The sequence below is a fragment of the Bacillus sp. JJ1764 genome (assembly GCF_036962145.1).
Classification (GTDB): Bacteria; Bacillota; Bacilli; order Bacillales; family Cytobacillaceae; genus Neobacillus.
This window is the reverse complement of record NZ_JBALNY010000035.1, coordinates 25,367-43,393: the sequence shown is the minus strand read 5'-3', so window position 1 is coordinate 43,393 and position 18,027 is coordinate 25,367. Positions and strand designations below refer to the sequence as shown.

Annotated in this window: 19 protein-coding genes and 4 pseudogenes; all 23 read left to right on the top strand. The window is 36.1% G+C overall.

Annotated elements, in window-relative coordinates; translation table 11 throughout:
• The first annotated feature begins 15 nt into the window (after nt 1-15).
• The 23 genes and pseudogenes from fliD (at nt 16) to fliE (ending at nt 18,025) form a co-directional block, all read left to right on the top strand.
• Nucleotides 16-1,524: a flagellar filament capping protein FliD gene (fliD, locus tag V7083_RS05375; protein ID WP_335476156.1), complete on the top strand. Its 1,509-nt coding sequence runs from the start codon at nt 16-18 to the stop codon at nt 1,522-1,524.
• Between the two features lie 349 nt (nt 1,525-1,873).
• Complete coding sequence (locus V7083_RS05370; protein WP_335476154.1) at nt 1,874-2,215, top strand: carbon storage regulator; 342 nt, start codon at nt 1,874-1,876, stop codon at nt 2,213-2,215.
• Nucleotides 2,216-2,338: 123 nt separating this feature from the next.
• Nucleotides 2,339-2,695 (top strand): annotated as a pseudogene (locus tag V7083_RS23740) (flagellin); the annotation flags it as partial.
• A 1,041-nt stretch (nt 2,696-3,736) separates the two neighbouring features.
• A pseudogene (locus tag V7083_RS23735) lies at nt 3,737-3,991 on the top strand (flagellin); the annotation flags it as partial.
• A gap of 206 nt (nt 3,992-4,197) precedes the next feature.
• The gene (gene flaG / locus V7083_RS05360; protein WP_335476151.1) at nt 4,198-4,563 is read left to right on the top strand and encodes a flagellar protein FlaG; all 366 of its coding nucleotides are present in this window, start codon (nt 4,198-4,200) and stop codon (nt 4,561-4,563) included.
• A gap of 33 nt (nt 4,564-4,596) precedes the next feature.
• Nucleotides 4,597-5,172, top strand: coding sequence for a DUF6470 family protein (locus tag V7083_RS05355; RefSeq protein WP_335476149.1), 576 nt, complete (start codon nt 4,597-4,599; stop codon nt 5,170-5,172).
• Between the two features lie 140 nt (nt 5,173-5,312).
• Nucleotides 5,313-6,386, top strand: a pseudogene (locus V7083_RS23730) (HAMP domain-containing protein); the annotation flags it as partial.
• A complete protein-coding gene (locus V7083_RS23725) occupies nt 6,384-7,331 on the top strand; it encodes a methyl-accepting chemotaxis protein (RefSeq protein ID WP_438823697.1) in 948 nt (315 codons plus the stop codon). The pseudogene V7083_RS23730 and the gene V7083_RS23725, both read left to right, overlap by 3 nt.
• Before the next feature lie 51 nt (nt 7,332-7,382).
• Nucleotides 7,383-8,459, top strand: a pseudogene (locus V7083_RS23720) (HAMP domain-containing protein); the annotation flags it as partial.
• Nucleotides 8,457-9,401: a methyl-accepting chemotaxis protein gene (locus V7083_RS23715; protein ID WP_438823696.1), complete on the top strand. Its 945-nt coding sequence runs from the start codon at nt 8,457-8,459 to the stop codon at nt 9,399-9,401. The pseudogene V7083_RS23720 and the gene V7083_RS23715, both read left to right, overlap by 3 nt.
• A 194-nt stretch (nt 9,402-9,595) precedes the next feature.
• Nucleotides 9,596-9,868 (top strand): flagellar biosynthesis anti-sigma factor FlgM, encoded by a 273-nt coding sequence (gene flgM, locus V7083_RS05340; protein ID WP_335476144.1) that lies wholly within the window; start codon nt 9,596-9,598, stop codon nt 9,866-9,868.
• An 11-nt stretch (nt 9,869-9,879) separates the two neighbouring features.
• Nucleotides 9,880-10,365 carry a flagellar protein FlgN gene (locus V7083_RS05335; RefSeq protein WP_335476142.1) on the top strand — a complete coding sequence of 162 codons (486 nt, stop codon included), beginning with the start codon at nt 9,880-9,882 and terminating at the stop codon, nt 10,363-10,365.
• Nucleotides 10,366-10,392: 27 nt separating this feature from the next.
• Nucleotides 10,393-11,877: a flagellar hook-associated protein FlgK gene (flgK, locus tag V7083_RS05330; RefSeq protein WP_335476140.1), complete on the top strand. Its 1,485-nt coding sequence runs from the start codon at nt 10,393-10,395 to the stop codon at nt 11,875-11,877.
• Nucleotides 11,878-11,890: 13 nt separating this feature from the next.
• The gene (flgL, locus tag V7083_RS05325) at nt 11,891-12,790 is read left to right on the top strand and encodes a flagellar hook-associated protein FlgL (protein WP_335476138.1); all 900 of its coding nucleotides are present in this window, start codon (nt 11,891-11,893) and stop codon (nt 12,788-12,790) included.
• Between the two features lie 93 nt (nt 12,791-12,883).
• The gene (locus V7083_RS05320) at nt 12,884-13,513 is read left to right on the top strand and encodes a flagellar brake protein (RefSeq protein WP_335476136.1); all 630 of its coding nucleotides are present in this window, start codon (nt 12,884-12,886) and stop codon (nt 13,511-13,513) included.
• A gap of 242 nt (nt 13,514-13,755) precedes the next feature.
• Entirely contained in the window at nt 13,756-14,646 is an 891-nt protein-coding gene (locus tag V7083_RS05315) for a hypothetical protein (protein WP_335476134.1), read from the top strand.
• Nucleotides 14,647-14,739: 93 nt separating this feature from the next.
• A complete protein-coding gene (gene fliS / locus V7083_RS05310) occupies nt 14,740-15,117 on the top strand; it encodes a flagellar export chaperone FliS (RefSeq protein WP_335476132.1) in 378 nt (125 codons plus the stop codon).
• Between the two features lie 12 nt (nt 15,118-15,129).
• Complete coding sequence (locus tag V7083_RS05305; RefSeq protein WP_335476131.1) at nt 15,130-15,477, top strand: hypothetical protein; 348 nt, start codon at nt 15,130-15,132, stop codon at nt 15,475-15,477.
• A gap of 241 nt (nt 15,478-15,718) precedes the next feature.
• Nucleotides 15,719-16,018 carry a hypothetical protein gene (locus V7083_RS05300; RefSeq protein WP_335476129.1) on the top strand — a complete coding sequence of 100 codons (300 nt, stop codon included), beginning with the start codon at nt 15,719-15,721 and terminating at the stop codon, nt 16,016-16,018.
• 35 nt (nt 16,019-16,053) lie between these two features.
• A complete protein-coding gene (locus V7083_RS05295; protein ID WP_335476127.1) occupies nt 16,054-16,743 on the top strand; it encodes a glucosaminidase domain-containing protein in 690 nt (229 codons plus the stop codon).
• Between the two features lie 120 nt (nt 16,744-16,863).
• On the top strand, nt 16,864-17,256 hold the full coding sequence (flgB, locus tag V7083_RS05290; RefSeq protein ID WP_335476125.1) for a flagellar basal body rod protein FlgB: 393 nt from the start codon (nt 16,864-16,866) through the stop codon (nt 17,254-17,256).
• Between the two features lie 5 nt (nt 17,257-17,261).
• Nucleotides 17,262-17,711 (top strand): flagellar basal body rod protein FlgC, encoded by a 450-nt coding sequence (gene flgC, locus V7083_RS05285; protein WP_335476123.1) that lies wholly within the window; start codon nt 17,262-17,264, stop codon nt 17,709-17,711.
• Nucleotides 17,712-17,722: 11 nt separating this feature from the next.
• Complete coding sequence (gene fliE, locus V7083_RS05280; protein ID WP_335476121.1) at nt 17,723-18,025, top strand: flagellar hook-basal body complex protein FliE; 303 nt, start codon at nt 17,723-17,725, stop codon at nt 18,023-18,025.
• Nucleotides 18,026-18,027: the final 2 nt, after the last annotated feature.

Here is an 18,027-nt window from a genome sequence, read left to right as displayed (position 1 = left end):
GTAGGAGTGATATAAATGGTTAGTACCAATACCAATACCAATACCAGCAATACTTTAAGAGTAACTGGTCTTGCTTCGGGGATGAATACAGATGAAATAGTCTCAAATTTGGTTAAAGTAAAGAGTGCCCGATTATTCAAAATGCAACAGTCTAAAACTTTAGCAACTTGGAAACAGGATGCTTATCGTGATGTGAATAAAAAGATTGATGAATTTCGGAAATCGATGGAATCTTTGCGGTTGCAATCAACATTTAATAAACAGACAGTGACATCAGGTGATTCACGTGTTGAAGTTTCAAGTGGCGGAACAAGTACTCAAACCGATTTTGTCATATCAGAAGTTCAATTGGCTACCTCCGCAAAACCGGCAATGGTTAGTTTTAACAGTGGTGGTGCAGCTCTAAATGAAGACATGACATTATCATTTACCAACGCAGATACATCAGTTGAGAATATTGATCTTACAGCAAATATGTCTTTAGATGATGTGATTTTGGCAATAAACAATCATACTTCAAATACTAAAATAAAAGCAACCAATGTTTCAGGGTCATTAGTACTTACTGCTACAGATAACACAACTGCTATTAATTTATCTACTTCTGATATTGATAATACCAACTCATTAAAGATCGCGAATTCAATTGCGACAAGTAAAAATGCTGAACCGGGTAAAGTTGTCATAAATGATACTACCATTTCTTTATCCTCTAACACCTTTACCTTTCAAGGGGTTACTTTTAATTTAAAAGGGAATGTTGCACCAAATAGCAACATTTCTGTACAGGTTGCTAGTGATACTCAAGGGATTTTTGATAGTATTAAGTCTTTTGTAGATAAATACAATGAACTTATTGCTGACTTAAATGGGAAATTAACAGAAAAAAAATACCGGGATTATCCGCCACTTTTAGATGATCAAAAGAAAGATATGAAAGATGCTGATATCAAACTTTGGGAGGATAAAGCCAAAAGTGGTTTATTTCAGAACGATTCGACTCTTAGTACGTTCCTAACACAAATGCGCAATAGTTTGTCTAACAGTGTTGATAGCGGTTCTGCAGGTTTTACATCATTGAAAGATATCGGGATAAATCTCTCTACCAACTATAAGGATAATGGTAAATTAGTAATTGATGAAGATAAACTTAAAGGGTTCCTTAAAACTAATCTTGAAGATGTGAAAAAATTATTTACAAATAAGGGCACTGGAATCAATAGTACTTCTACCACAGTAACTGATACCGATATGCACAAAAATAGCGGCTTTGCTTGGAGGATATATGATCGGGTAAATGTGACGATTAGTCAGATTAGTGATTTATCTGGCTCATTATATTCAACGGGTGATACGAAAAGTTATTTATATAAACAAATCCAATCATTAGACACTAACATTGATAAAGAACAGGATAAAATTAGTGCCTATGAAAACAGATTATATAAACAATATGGAGAAATGGAAAAGGCAATACAGAAAATGAACTCACAAAGCAGCTGGCTTTCACAACAGTTTAGTTAATAAGACAATATGGCACTGTTGAATTTTGATTTACATAATTCAACAGTGTTTTTTTTTATGAAAATAATTCAAAAAGGACTAAACATTTTATAAAGATGTTCGATAAATATTGATAGATGGTATTTCTAAAATTAAATAGTTTCCAAAAGAAATACTACAATGTGTCCTTCAACGAAGAATAAAAAATTATCGGTAAGAACTAAACTAAATAGTTTAACAACCGATAATTTAAAAAACAAGGAATTCCTTGGATGACACAATTAAGAAAAAATTAAAATTCTTCTAAACCATTCTTGAAATCATCCGATAATAAGAATGTAAGGAAAAAAAGAGTTTGGAGGCTGTTAAGGTGCTCATCGTGGGCAGAGAGATTGGACAAGCTGTGATTATTGGTGACAATATTAAGGTTACCGCACTACAATTAGGTTCAAAGCTTAAACTCGCCATTGAAGCGCCAGAAGACATTCAAATTTCTCGGGTAATACCAAATCAAGATACTCGAGATAAGTTAAAAAAAAGAGCAAGAATCATAGGCGACACTCTTTTAATCGGAGAAATGATAAAAGTAACAATTCTTCAAACTGACTCAGGTTTAGTTCGATTTGCAATCGACGCGCCAAAAGAAATCAGTGTTTATCGGGAAGAATTGTTATACGAGAGAAGACTAACGGAAAATCAAACTGTAATATGAATTGATTTCAAGTTAATTCACTCTTGCTCAGTAAGTTCCTTAATTTAATAGTAGACCCATAGGGTTTATTATAGATAATTCAAAAAAATAAACTTTTTATAATTTAAGGGAGGAAAAATCACCATGCAAATCAATCACAACATTGCGGCACTTAACACTTACCGTCAATTGAACAGTGCATCAAATGCACAAAGCAAATCAATGGAAAAATTATCTTCAGGTCTTCGTATTAACCGTGCAGGAGATGACGCTGCAGGTCTTGCAATCTCTGAAAAAATGCGTGCACAAATTCGTGGTTTAGACCAAGCATCTGCAAATGCTCAAGATGGTATTTCTATGATTCAAACAGCTGAAGGTGCTTTAAACGAAACACATTCAATCCTTCAACGTGTGCGTGAACTTGCTGACCAATCAGCAAACGGAACAAACACTGCTGATGACCGTAAATCGATTCAAGATGAAGTATCTCAATTGAAATCAGAAATCGACCGTATCGGTAATACAACTGAATTTAATACTCAAAAATTATTGAATGGTAATTTAAGAGGAGCGGATGGAGTAGCTTCAACTTCAAATTCTACAATTGGTAGTACAGTTGCAAAATTAACTGCTGGACAGATGACATCAGCAACTTCTATTAAAGCTGATCATTCTGCAGCAACATTCGGAACAGATACAATTACTGTTGATGGACAAAAAATTGATGTAAACTGGGATAATTTATTATCACAAGACCAAAAAGATTTATTGAAGTCTAACCTATCAACAGCTAGTTCTACAACAGTCAAAGAGGTTGGAGACATTTTAACAAATGCAATCAATACTGCAATCGATGCATCTGGTAAAAACGTAGGACATGTAACAAGCTACACAGATGGTACTGATAAACTTGTATTAACAAGTAGTACTACAGGAACAAAATCAGAAGTAACATTATCAAATAACGCAGCTGCAACTTCTATTGGAGCAACATTCCTGTCTAATACAGCTGGTAATAAATCTGCTGCTGCTAACGTAGGAACTAGCACATATAATGGAACAGACCTTGCAGGAACTGGTAAATTTGATGTGTATATTGGTGATAAGTTAATCGGAGTAGGTGGTTCAACAACTCCTATGACTGGTAATAATGGTGACGCTATGTCTACTGTAGCTACTACCCTTGCTTCTTCAATCAATGATGCTATCTCAACATACAACACTTCTACTGGAAAGACAGCTGGACAAGATGGATTTATTCAGAATGTTACTGTATCCGTTTCAGATGACGGACGTTTTGTAATTAAAAGCGATTCTGGAGAAATTTCTCTTAAAGATTTAACTGGAGAAACAACAATTAAAGATTTAGGTTTAAGTGATGCTCAAACTCAAGCATCTGGTAATGGTGGAATGACATTCCAAATTGGTGCAAATAAAGGTCAAACCATTACTTTTGGAATTAATGATATGCGCTCTTCTGCACTAGGAATTTCAGGTGTTGATGTTTCTACACAAGCTGGAGCAGCTAATTCTTTAACATCTTTGGATTCAGCTATTAAGAGTGTTTCCTCAGAACGTTCAAAACTAGGTGCTGTTCAAAACCGTCTAGAACATACAATCAACAACTTGAGCACATCTTCTGAAAACCTAACTGCTGCGGAATCTCGTATCCGTGACGTAGATATGGCGAAAGAAATGATGAACCAAACTAAGAATTCAATTCTTGCACAAGCTGCACAAGCAATGTTGGCTCAAGCTAACCAACAACCACAAGGAGTTCTTCAACTTCTTCGTTAATTATGATATTAGTAGGGGCTTTGTTCAGACAAAGCCCCTTTTACTTTTACTATACTTTATTTCATTAACTATGTTATCGCATATACTCTTTAACTAAAAATACTTATTATTAATAAATTTTCCATCAATCCCCTCCATTAACTAAACAATTCCTCCCTAATACCGATAAAATAAAAAGAAAGTATGAAAAAAGGGTGAGAGGAAAAATGATCGACAAATTATCCAATTTAAATACCCAAGCCACAGATTTTCAGGTAAAACAAGTAGATCCCGTAGAGCAAACGGAAAAAACAAAAGAAGTTTCACTAGATCAGCCGCAAGATCAGTCTAAACAAAACCAACAATTAACCAAAGAAAAAACTGAAAAAGTCATTAACAGTTTAAATGATTTCTTGAAAGCATCTACGACACATTTGAAATTTCAATATCACGAAGAATTACAAAAATATTATGTGGCTATTGTGGATGACCAAACCAACGAAGTCGTAAAAGAAATACCTCCGAAAAAATTGCTGGATATGTATGCGGCGATGGAGGATTATCTTGGCTTATTAGTAGATAAAAAGGCATAACAAGAATAGCTAAGCTCTAAAGGCGGTGATTTCATGCATTTACTTCAAATTCGATTGCATCAAACCTATGCACAGATTGGAATGAGGACGATACAACCTGTCCAAGAAATTAAACAGGTTCCTGCGGATCTTTCCATTAAACAAATACCATCAGAAATGAATATAGAGCGAACACCGTCGAAGCTAGTTGTTGATCAAGAGGAAGCATGGGAGCAACTCGGGTTTAAATCACTTACTGTTCTAAAGGCAGAGTTTATTGATAATGCCAAGCAGGATGGTCTACAGGCCATTGCCGAAATAGCCGAAAAAGGGGACCAAATGGCTGCTATTCAGAATAAAACGGATGCTATTGTGGCTCAGGCAGCTGAAAAGGCAAATCCACAGCCTGCTGATTTCAATATTACTTTTATACCTAGTCCAGGATCAGTAAAAATTCAATTCACACCTGCAGAGGTACATATTTCCTGGAAACCGGGCGGAGCTGAAATAAATTCTATACAAAATAAGCCCATCCATAATTATACTCCCGGTAAAACCGAAATCTATCTGCGGCAGAAGCAAGGATTGGAGATTGATTTTGTTGGGGGAAACATCGATAACACGAGGTAACCCAATAGAACCAGTATTTAACAGGTACTGGTTTATTTTTGTTTATTCAAATCAATTAAACTATTTAAATATTATTCCGATAATAATAATAATATCATCATACATACCTATCAAAAAATGCTTAAAAAGGAGGCATTAAGATGGAAAAGGATCAAAGAACTACATCAAAATATAAATTTAAGAGTACAAAAACGAAATTGATTGCAGGAATGACGGCAGTGGCAATTGTTCCAACGATATCGATTGCGATCATATCAAATATCTATACTCAGGATGTCATGTCCAATCAAGTATCAAAATCTACTTTACAATTAACAAAAGAGGCTAGTAAAAGTCTTGAATTTAAGATTCAAGGGGTAATCAGTCAGCTTGATTTATTGTCAAACAACATTGACTTTACGGATTATTACAAAATCCCAGAAGCGCCAAAATATGCAAACGATTTATTGCAAGAGACGCTAAAAACAAATAAAGAATATGCTTTTGTCTATTTCGCGAATATAAAAAAGGAAATGTTAAGTGCACCGAATACGGAACTTCCCGAAGGCTACGACCCTACTTCACGTGATTGGTACCTTGGTGCTGTCAAGAAAGACGGCCAGGTATTTTTTAGTGAACCATACAAAGATGAGGGGACTGGGCAATTAGTGTTAACCCTTTCCAAGGCTGTTAAGGATCAAAATGGACAATTGGTCGGGGTTGTGGGGATCGACCTTGATATGGGCAATTTTTCAAATTCTATGAAAAATATTGTGATCGGGGATAAAGGTTTCATGACCATTATTGGTGGGGACGGGAAGTATATATTCCATCCAAATGCCAAGAAAATAGGTGCTGATGCAAGTAAACTATCTGTTTGGAATCATATCCAAAAAGAAAATGAAGGCTACAGCAACTATAAATTGAATGGAACCGAAACTTTTTCCGCCTTTACTACAAATAACTCAACCCATTGGAAGTTCGTTTCCCAAATGGACAATGCGGAAATTACCAAAAGCTCTGATCAAGTTCGAAATATTGGTTGGCTGTTAACAGCTATATTTGGGGTATTGTCCGCACTTTGCGCGTATTTCATCTCAAGAGGCGTTTTGAGAAATATTCTTGCTGTTAAAAATGCCTTGCAAACAGCGTCCAAAGGGGATTTTTCCGCAAGGGTATCTGTAAAAACGCAAGACGAATTTAAAGAATTGGAAGAAAGCTTCAATCACACGATGGAGCAATTATCTAACTCACTTCAAAAAGTGGATGATACCTCGAAACAGGTATTATCAACATCCGCTCAATTATCCGGAATGACTAAAGAAACAAGTGCTGCCATTTCAGAAGTGGCGATTTCCATTGAACAAATTGCTCAGGGTGCCGGATTACAAGCGAAAAACGTCCAGGTTGGCTACGATCAAATGAAAGGTCTATCGGAAAAATTAGATGATATCTCTTCCGCAACTGCCAACATGAACCATGTATCCCAGCATTCAATGGAATTAAGTAATAAGGGATTGGAGCGAGTTGTTCTTTTAACTGATAAAGCAGCGGAAACAAAATCTTCTACCCTTGAAGTGGCTTCGATTATTAAAGATGTTGATGTGAGAATGGAGGAGATCAATACCATCATTGATGCGATTACGAAAATTACCGAACAAACCAACTTACTTTCACTCAATGCCTCGATTGAATCGGCAAGGGCTGGTGAACACGGCAGAGGTTTTGCAGTGGTAGCGAATGAAGTAAGAAAATTGGCAGAACAATCTAAAGCGTCCGCCGATGAAATTAAGCGAATTGTCGATAGCATTAAAGGGGTTGTCAAACAAGCAGTTGAAGCGATGGATCGTACGAATCTCGCCGTAAATGAACAAGACCAGGCAGTAATAGAAACAAAAGCCATCTTTCACGACATTCTAACCTCCGTTCAGGATTTGACTCAAAAGGTTGTGAATGTTGAAGTTTCAGTAAAAGAAAGTCAAACCAATAAGGATACCGTTAGTCACGAAATCGATAGTATAACGGCTGTTTCAGAACAGACCGCTGCCGCAACGGAAGAAGTTTCTGCCTCTGCCGAACAAATATCAGCTACCATGATTTCCTTTACCCAACATGCAGCAGGATTAAAAGAATTATCCGAACGGCTTGAAGAGGAGTTAAAGAAATTTAAATTGAATTAACCCCCCTTTAAATATTATTAACAACAAGAACATACAACTAGGAGGTATACCATGAAACAAAATAGACAAGGAAAAACCAACTCAATTTTAAAAAGTGGTAAGTTTAAGTTAATAACGGGAATGACGGCTGTATCTATTATTCCAACTATTTCAATTGCGCTGATCTCTAATATGTATACACAAAAGGTGCTCCACACAGAGGTTACGAATTCTGCTTTGCAAGTAACCAAGCAATCAAGTGTTGGATTGGATTATAAAATTGATGGAGTGAACAGTCAGTTACAATTGGTTGCCAACAACATCAACTTCACGGAGTTCTATCAAAACCCGATGAATGCAACCTATGGATCTTTCCTATTGGAAGGTACGCTAAAAACCAATCATGATTATCAAAGTGTTTATTTTGCCTCATCGAAAAAGGACATGATTATTGCACCAAAGCAACAATTGCCAGAAGGCTATGATCCAACCGTAAGAGATTGGTACACAGGAGCAATAAAAAATAATGGTAAGCCGTTTTATAGTGAACCCTATGTGGATGCTTTAACCAAAAAATTGGTCTTAACCATTTCACAGACCGTCTTAGATAAAAATGGCCAGGCGGTAGGGGTTGCTGCTGTGGATTTGAACATTGATAATTTTTCGAAATCCATCAGCAGTATTAAGGTTGGAAAGCACGGCTATATGATCATAGTTGGTGAGGATGGTAAAATTATTGCCCATCCAAACATTAATAAAATCGGCTCTGATTATGTGACCAAACTATCTTTATGGAAAGATTTGGAGTCTCATAAAGAAGGTCAGAGTCAGTATCAAATGAATGGTGTAGATAATTTTTCCTCCTATACAACCAATGATAAGACAGGATGGAAATTTGTTTCAGCACTTGAAGAATCAGAGATCATTGAGAGTGCCAATAAAATCAGAAATATCGGTTGGCTCTTAACCGCCATCTTTGGGTTGTTAACAGCATCCTTTGCCTTCTTCTTTGGCAGTAAAATGGCTAAGAATATTAGGATCGTTCGAGATGCATTGGATACAGCTGCAAAAGGAGATTTTTCTGCAAGGGTTGCTGTGGCCTCCAATGATGAGTTTAAAGACCTTGAAAACAGCTTTAATGACACCATGGAGCAATTATCATCTTCCTTGCAAAAAGTTGGTGACACTTCAAAACGGGTATTGGAGACATCTTCACAATTATCCGGCATGACCAAGGAAACAAGTGCTGCCATTTCAGAAGTGGCCATTGCGATTGAGCAAATTGCACAAGGTTCTAGTCTTCAGGCAAAAAATGTCCAAGTTGGGCACGATCAGATGAAAGATTTATCACTGCAATTGGATGAAATATCCGTTGCAACTGGCAATATGAATCATGTTTCTAATTATTCAATGGAATTAAGCAACAAGGGTCTAAACCAGGTAGAACTTCTTACCGATAAGGCAGCTGAAACAAAATCTTCCACGAATGAGGTAGCTTCGATTATTAACCAAGTGGATGGAAGAATGGAAGAAATTAATACGATTATCGAAGCCATTACTAAGATTACCGAACAGACTAATTTACTTTCACTTAACGCTTCAATCGAATCAGCGAGAGCAGGGGAACATGGCAGAGGCTTTGCGGTTGTCGCTAATGAAGTAAGAAAGTTAGCGGAACAATCAAAAGCATCAGCTGATGAGATCAAGAAAATTGTTGATAGTATTAAAACAGTCGTGAAACAAGCCGTTACGGCCATGCAACGAACCAATCAAGCTGTTACCGAACAGGATGTGGCTGTCGACGAAACAAAAGCGATTTTTCAAGAGATTTTGACTTCGATTCGCGAACTTGCGCAAAAGGTTCAGGATGTTGAAGTATCAGTAACGGACAGTCAAACGAACAAAGAAACAGTGAGCCAGGAAATCGAGAGTATTACGGCTGTTTCAGAAGAAACAGCGGCAGCAACGGAAGAAGTTTCAGCCTCTGCTGAGCAAATTTCTGCAACGATGAGCTCTTTTACCCAGCACGCTGCCGGTTTAAAGGAATTATCTGAGCTGCTGGATCAAGAATTGAACAAGTTCAAACTTTAAATAGGAAAAAGAGGAGTAAATTTCACCATACTCCTCTTTTTTCTATATTTACGTGAAAAATGTTTATTATTTTGGTAAAATGTTTAAGGAATGAAAAGGATAGTAAATAAATAAAGCCGAAATGACATATTGGACTAAACTTTATTTTAGACTTGCCGATAATAGTAATATCAGGAATAGGAGGGGACTGTCAAATGAGAATAAATGACACGAGATACGGTTTTTATTCCTACCAAAATCAACAGAACCGTTCAAATATAACTAATATAAATAAAAAATCAACTACTTCAACGAATGTAACGATCTCTTCAAAAGGAATGGAGATTTCTCAAGCGATGAAGTCTGAACAAACATCACGACAACAACGAATTCAAGATATTAAACAGCAAATTGCTGACGGAACTTATCAGGTAGACAGCAACAAGATTGCTGAAAAAATGCTGGATTATTGGAAAACTTCTGAGTGAGTGATAAAAAAATGGATCCCATAAAATTGATTATCCAAACACTTGAAGCTATGGTGGGTGTTCACTCTCAGTTGCTTGATTTAGCAAAAGAGAAAAGAAGTGTACTCGTGGAAGGGGACATCAACCAGCTTCAAAATATAATTTATCGTGAGAGCTCTTGTACGGAAGAAATTCAAAAACTTGAAGAGCAAAGAAAAGCTCTGGTAAAAGTGTATTTGGTAGGGAAGGGACTCCCTGAAAAGGACTCTACTATAGAGGAATTGTTGAAGGTCCAGGGAGATGTGGAATACGGAACTAATTTATCAGGGCTAGCGAAACAACTTCGCAGCTTAATTCGTGAAATCTCGCAGTTAAACGAGAGTAATCAACAATTAATTCAGACCTCTCTCTCCTATACACAGTTTATGATCGGGATGCATGTAAGGAAAGAACCATCCATTGGATATGGACCAAAAAGTAAAAATCGTTATTCTAATTTGCTAGATGCAAAAATATAGACACATATTGATTGGGAGGGGAATTAGTTGACTTCAACGTTTCATGGTTTAGAAATCGGAAAAAGAGCTTTATATGCCCAACAGACTGCACTTTCTACAACTGGACATAACATTTCCAATTCAAATACGAAAGGATATACCAGGCAGAGGGCTGAGTTGCAGGCAACCAAAGCGATTCCCGTTCCGAGCATGAATACCACTACTTCCCCTGCACAATTGGGGACAGGTGTCGAGGTTAATAAAATCGTACGTTTAAGAGAAGATTATCTGGATGTTCAATATCGTGGTGAGAACAAGAATTTAGGCTACTGGGAAGCAAAAGGTGACACGTTATCAAAAGTGGAAGAGTTGTTAAACGAACCATCAGAAACCGGATTATCACATGTAATGGATCAATTTTGGAATAGTTGGCAGGAATTAGCGAAGAACCCTGATAGTGCTGCGGCACGTGCTGTAGTAAGACAAAGTGGGGTTGCAGTGGCAGACACCTTTAATTATTTTTCCAATTCATTGACCCAAATGAAGACAGATCTTAACACAGTTATTAATACAAAAACGAATGAAGTAAATTCTTTGGCAAGCCAGATCGCGAGCCTAAATGACCAAATCTCACGGTTAGTGCCAAACAATTATCAGCCAAATGATTTATATGACCAACGTGATCTTTTATTGGATCAATTATCAAAAATAGTAAATGTCAATACTGTGCCTGATAAAAACGGCATGGTGACGGTTTCTATCGGCGATGGGGTATTAGTTTCAGGTAATAAAGCTAGTAAACTTACCATCGGATTTGATTCTGCCACTAATCTGATCGATCCCCAAAATATTAAATTGGTCGATCCAGATCAAAATGAGAAGACGGTTACATTAGAATCGGGAGAGTTAATGGGTCGAATTGAATCATATGGGACTACTAAAGGTGGTATCATTCCCGATATTCAAAGCAAATTAAATGAAATGGTGAATGAATTTGCAACAGCGATCAATAACCAACATGCTGAAGGATTAAATTTAAATAATATAAAAGGTGATAAAACGCCAGTTGTTCCGTTTTTCACAGGAACAACAGCAGATACAATTTCTGTTAACTCTGACATTATGAAATCATTGGACTTAATAGCAGCTGCCTCCATTGAGGTAACAAATGCTGATGGCACTACCACATCATCTAGCGGAAACGGGAAAAATGCTCAGGCTATTGCTGATATCCGCTCCAAGAATACAATTGATTTAAATGGAACAACAACCACGATAAACGATTATTTTCAAAATATTATTGCCCAACTTGGCATAGACTCGCAAGAAGCAGGACGAATGGTGGGCAATTCAGATGTCATCATGAAACAAGTAGATAATCGCCGACAATCGGTCTCTGGTGTATCACTTGATGAGGAAACTTCTAACATGATCATGTTCCAACAAGCTTACAATGCCGCAGCCCGGATGGTATCGGTCATGGATGAATGTCTTGATAAAGTCATTAACGGCATGGGCCGAGTTGGGCTGTAATAGGAGGTAGCATATGGGTACTCGAGTTACACAAAGTATGTTGAATTCAAATATGTTATTTAATTTAAACCGGAGTAACTCTGTAATGGAGAAATATCAAAACCAAATGTCTTCCGGCAAGAAAATCAACAAGCCATCTGATGATCCAGTTACCGCCGTACGAGGCATGGTTTATCGTTCGTCATTGAATGAAATTGGACAATTTAAGAGAAATGCTGATGATGGTACATCATGGATGACTAGTACGGATGAAGCTTTGAATGAAGTAAATTCTGTGCTTCAACGGGTTAGGGAGCTGACAGTCCAAGGTCAGAATGGAACAAACAGTGGTACAGACCGAAATGCCATCGCAGATGAAATCCATCAAATGAAAGAGCATCTTGGAGAAATCGCCAATACACAGATTGCAGGTAAATATATATTTGCTGGAACCGATGTTAAAAATCCACCCTATCGGAAAGATACCAGTGGTGTTGAAGGATTTCAAAACAACAATAACGAAAAATTGGAAATGCAGGTAGGACAGAATAACAACGTTCAAATCAACATTTCGGGAACCAATATATTTAAATATAATGAGGATGGTTCAGGCGGAATTTTTCAGGTTTTAACTGATCTAGTAGATAATTTTAAATCATCAAGCCCCTCAGATTTTTTAGAGAAATTGGATACCCAAATCGATAATGTAATCACTCAACGCTCTGAATTAGGAGCGAGAATGAATCGAATGGAATTAAGTACCTCTCGACTGGACGGATTGGAAATTTCGACTACCAGCATGTTATCAAGCGAGGAAGATGTAGATGTTTCCAAACTAATTATTGATTTGAAAGCGCAAGAGAATGTACATCAAGCCGCATTATCCGTGGGTTCTCGCATTATTCAGACAAGCCTAGTTGACTTTTTACGATAATGTTTGTTTTGAGAACACCACGAACTTTCACTTCTGTGGTGTTCTTTATTTTGTTTATATAAAATAATAAAAATCATGGCAGGTGTCGCAAAATTGTATCCCAAGGTGAATCAAAAGATTATCATCGATTTTAAAAGTAAAGATCAAACTTATAAATCAGTAGTGGCCGAAGTCAGTGATAACGAAATTCTAATCGGAGTACCAGTAGACAACAGTGTTATTGATCTTGTCCTTGCACAAGAAAAATTAGAAATTACCTTCGTGGAAAATGATGTGAAATATAAATTCGAAACCGAAATCATTGGACGAAAGCAGGACAATATGCCTTTGTTTCGAATTTCAAAGCCAGAAGAGGATGAAATCGTAAAGATTCAGCTTCGTGAAAATTTCCGTGTACCAGCGAATCTTCCTTTAAAGGTAGATAAAACTACGTTAATGACTGTCAATTTAAGTGCTGGTGGTGTGCTAATGTCCTGTATGGTTGAATTAGATCTGCATGAAGGGGAAGAAATATCCGGGACCATTTTGCTTCCAGGTTTGCAAAACAAAGAATCGGAATCCATCGATTTTGTAGGGGAAATTAAGAGAATTTATTGGGTTGAAAATCAAGATCGAAAAAATGTAGCGATTGAATTTAAACAGATGGATAAACGGGATCAATCCAAAATTATTCAATATTGCTTTGAAAAGCAAAGACAAAACCGATTAAAAGCACGTAATTAAATCATTTTTAACAAAAAACCTCTTGATAAAGAGGTTTTTTTACTATTATTTGAAAATAGTGCAAATTAATTTACATATACTTACATTATAAGTATAATTAATTTTAAGAAAGACAGTCAAAAACAGTAAAGGTAATGCGAATCATTTGAAGAGAGTAATCAAAAACATAAACATTAAATCCATAACAGAATTATTTCATACATAAAATCTTCATTCTCGGATTCAAATTAGGAGGTATTCGCATGAGTTTAAAAGCTGCACTTTTTGAGATGAAAGAAGCACTTACCAACAAATCTAATAAACAAGTTACGGATGAATTCATTCAAAATTTGGAGAAAAAGAATGAACTATCTCCAGGTACATTAGTGTATTATTTCAATCATTTATTTATGTTTTATCAAAAAGGTTCGAAATCGACGTTAGAAGAAGGCAAAAAAATAAACCGGAAATGGTCCAAAAGCGAAATTGATTTTATGTTTCAATATATTCTTGACCGGCAGGCAGAAGGTTGCCTGAACATTACCGAAATTCTTGATGAAATTGGGCAATTATTAAATAGGGGATATCAGTCTGTTAACTACAAGTATTATTCACTCGTAAAAGCACAAGAAAAACAAGAACCTAAAAGTGGAAATCAATATCATTTTACGACCATTCAAAGACCTGAAATTCCTGTTGTTTCCACAGAAGTTATAAGGGAAATACCCGAGCCATCACAAGTAATAAACAATCAAACACAACCCGAAGATTTATTGGATATTTTGTCTGGGTTGATTACAAATGTTCAACAGCTTCCTGGAATCCAATTAAACAACTTGCTTGGCAGTCTATACCAATTAACAAATATGGCTTTACAAAACCAACAAGTGATAGAACAGGTCGAAGCCATTAAGTCTGAGAGCCAAATGGAAATGGTTAATCTAAAAAATAAGCTTATGGACAAAGAAAAACAATTATTAATGGAAAAAAAGAGAAATGATGACCTTCAGATGGAAGTGGCTAAATTAGCTAAAGAAATAACCGCCTTCAATAAATTAGGCGACGCGGCCAAAATACAAAATTTAAAATCATACAATCAAAGATTAAACTATATTATTGATAATTTTGGAATTGTTCTTCAAGTTGGCAGCTAAAATACAACGATATTTTTGCGAATTCCTCTTAACTCTTCTGCAAATAATCCGATAATCAACATAGAGAACTTGAACGAGAGAGGAGAAATCTAAATGTTAAATAATCCATATCAAACGTATCAAAAACAGGCAGTCAATACATCAAAACCTGAAGACTTAACATATATGCTATATCAAGGTATAGTGAAATTCATTCGTCTTTCCAAAATAGCGATTGAAAACAACAATTTTGAAGACAGTCATCATTATAATTTACGTGCACAAGATATCGTTAGCGAACTCATGATTACCTTAAAACAGGAATTTGAAGTATCCAAGCAATTGGCTTCGATGTATGATTATATGAAACGACGCCTTATGGAAGCCAATCTAAAAAAAAGTACAGAGATATTGGAAGAAGTTGAAGGCTATGCCGTGGAATTAATGGAAGCTTGGTCAGTAGCAATGAAATCAAATAAGGCAACAAACTAAGGTTGATGGTGTATGAAAAACTTATTGAAATCCATTTTTGAAGTAACCTTGGACATGAAACAGGCTCTTCATGAAGAAGAGTACGAAGAATATTTGAGTTTATTAGATCAGCGTGCTAAACTTATGAGCCTTGTTGATGAGCATAAAGCGGATCATCCAGAACACTCATATGACGAGCAGGAAAAGGAGTTGCTAAAAGAAGCTCAGCAGCTCGATGAAGAATTAAACAATGAACTAAAACAAAATCTAAATAAAACGGCCATTGAATTAAAACAAATGAAACAAACGAAACAAGTTTCATTAAAATATCAGCCATACAGTAAACAAACAAACGGAATTTTTATTGATTCCAAAAAATAGTGAAGTTGGCAGTAAAAAAGCATGAGTATGTAAATCCTTGCATATTCGTGCTTTTTTTGTGTTTTTCGACAAAATCAGTAGAATTGTCACTTGTTTAATTCATTTTTTTCGATAAAATATAAATATCGACTTTTTAATAGTATTTTAATATAAATGTAAACATATTTATTCACTGTAACAAACTTGTAAACTTCGCAATAATTAGTATATCTATTTTCTCAGAAGAGGAATCATGATCATAATGAGCAAACAAGCATCCAAGCCACCAAACCTTTACTATTTTAATGAGTATAAAAAAGACAAGCCATTTTATAAAAGGCCAATGAAAATTAGGGTTGATGACGCTGCTACCAACACTTATTTTATGGTGAAAAATCTGGTCTTCCAGAACAAACAAATTCTGGCATTGAAAACAATGAAGGACCCTAATACCATTGTTCTTGTAGAAGCAAAAATTGAGGATGGACAATTGAAACACATTTCGATGATTCCTGAACCATTTTTGCAAGAAGTTAGCAGGTTAGTAGAATTAAATATGTAAGATTTTTTTAATAACTAAAGGAAAGGAAGATCAAATTGCTAATTGGTGATGATTGGTTTACAAAAACCATGTTGATCAATACGTTAGCTCGTACGGAGAAATTACGATCACAACTGACAACGATTTCACAACCTGAGAATCTCTTTTCCGATATTCTAAGCCAGTTGCTATCTGAAAAGGACACACAAACGGATGCAACTAGCAAACAAACTGATTCTATTTCAAATATGCTAATGGGAAGTATCACTCAAACACCATCTACTCAAATTCCAAATATGTTGATGGGAAATATCACTCCATCCATTAATGAACCATTGCAATACCAGGACATTCAATCAGAAAAAATAGATCAGGTCTTAGGCGGTAAATTATCTGGTATGGGCGAAGTGTTTGTCCAAGCAGGCAGACAGTATAATCTTAATCCAGCCCTCCTGGCAGCTATTGCACAACATGAATCTGGAAATGGCTCTTCGAGAGCTTCTCATGTAAAAAATAATATCGCAGGGATGATGGGATCCAATGGGTTAAAATCGTATGGGTCGATTGGAGAAAGTATCATGGATATGGCAAGGAATTTAAGTAAAAATTATTTAGGAAAAGGTCTAAATAGTATATCCGAAATTGGCGCAAAATATGCTCCAATAGGTGCAACCAATGATCCGACTGGCTTAAATAACAATTGGGTTAAAGGTGTGACACGATTTTTTAACAAACTTTTAATATAATGAAAAAATTTTAATAGATTCGCAATGGATTTTTTAGTATATTATTTAAGGGTCAACATTCTTTTTGATTCTTTTTGAATAACATCAAACTATAGTTGAGGTGAAAGGAGGAGAGTCTTTTTGAATACAATTGGCCTCCTGCAATCAGCATTAACGGCATCGAGTTTACGACAACAAACGATTTCAAATAATATTGCCAATGCTGAAACTCCTGGTTACAAAGCAAAAAAAGTGGTGTTTGAAGATATTTTGAAACAGCAATTATCTAATCAATCAAAATTTGTTGGGAATCGGACTGATCCTCGACATTTTGTAATTGGCCAGGCTTCGAACATACCGAACGCAAAAATTGTCGAAGACGCAAACAGTGTTATGCAGAACAATGGAAATAATGTTGATGTGGACTCTGAGATGACTGAGATGGGTAAAAATTCGCTTTGGTATTATACACTGACACAACAAGTCAATAGCGAGTTTCAAAATTTATCAATTGCGATAAAAGGAAGGAGTTAATGTAGATGTTTGATTCTTTGAATATTAGTGCATCTGCCTTAACAGCACAACGTTTAAGGATGGATGTTGTTTCCTCTAACATCGCCAATGCATCTACCACGAGAGGGAAAATAGTGAATGGGCAATGGGAACCATATCGCCGTAAAATGGTTGTGATGGAACCAAGAGAAAAATCCTTTAACCAAGTTTTACAAGGTAAGCTGCAGCAGCAAAATCAGACGCAATTGCAAGGCGTTCGTGTGACAAAAATAGCTGAAGATCGTACGCCTTTCAAGACTGTGTATGATCCTACTAATCCAGATGCCAATGCTGATGGATATGTTTCAATGCCTAATGTTGATTTATCAAAAGAAATGGTTGATTTGCTATCAGCATCTCGTTCTTATGAAGCCAACATTACTTCGTTTAATACAGAAAAATCCATGATGCTGAAAGCCTTAGATATAGGTCGTTAGGAGTGGGATAAATGGCAGTTACAGGAATTAATGGGTCATCATTAATCAAAATCAATCAAAATCCGTTTATAAAACCGGAAACAACGAAAACAAACACTTCGTTTTCGAATGTGCTTCAGGGATATTTGCAAAATGTCGATAACACCGTAAAGCAGGCTTCGGATCTTTCAGTAAAAGCGGCTGCGGGTCAAATCGATAATATACATGATGTAACCATCGCTTCACAAAAAGCGAAGGTGGCGCTTGAACTAACAGTTACTGTAAGGGATAAGGCCATTGAAGCTTACCAAGAAATGATGAGAATGCAAATATAATG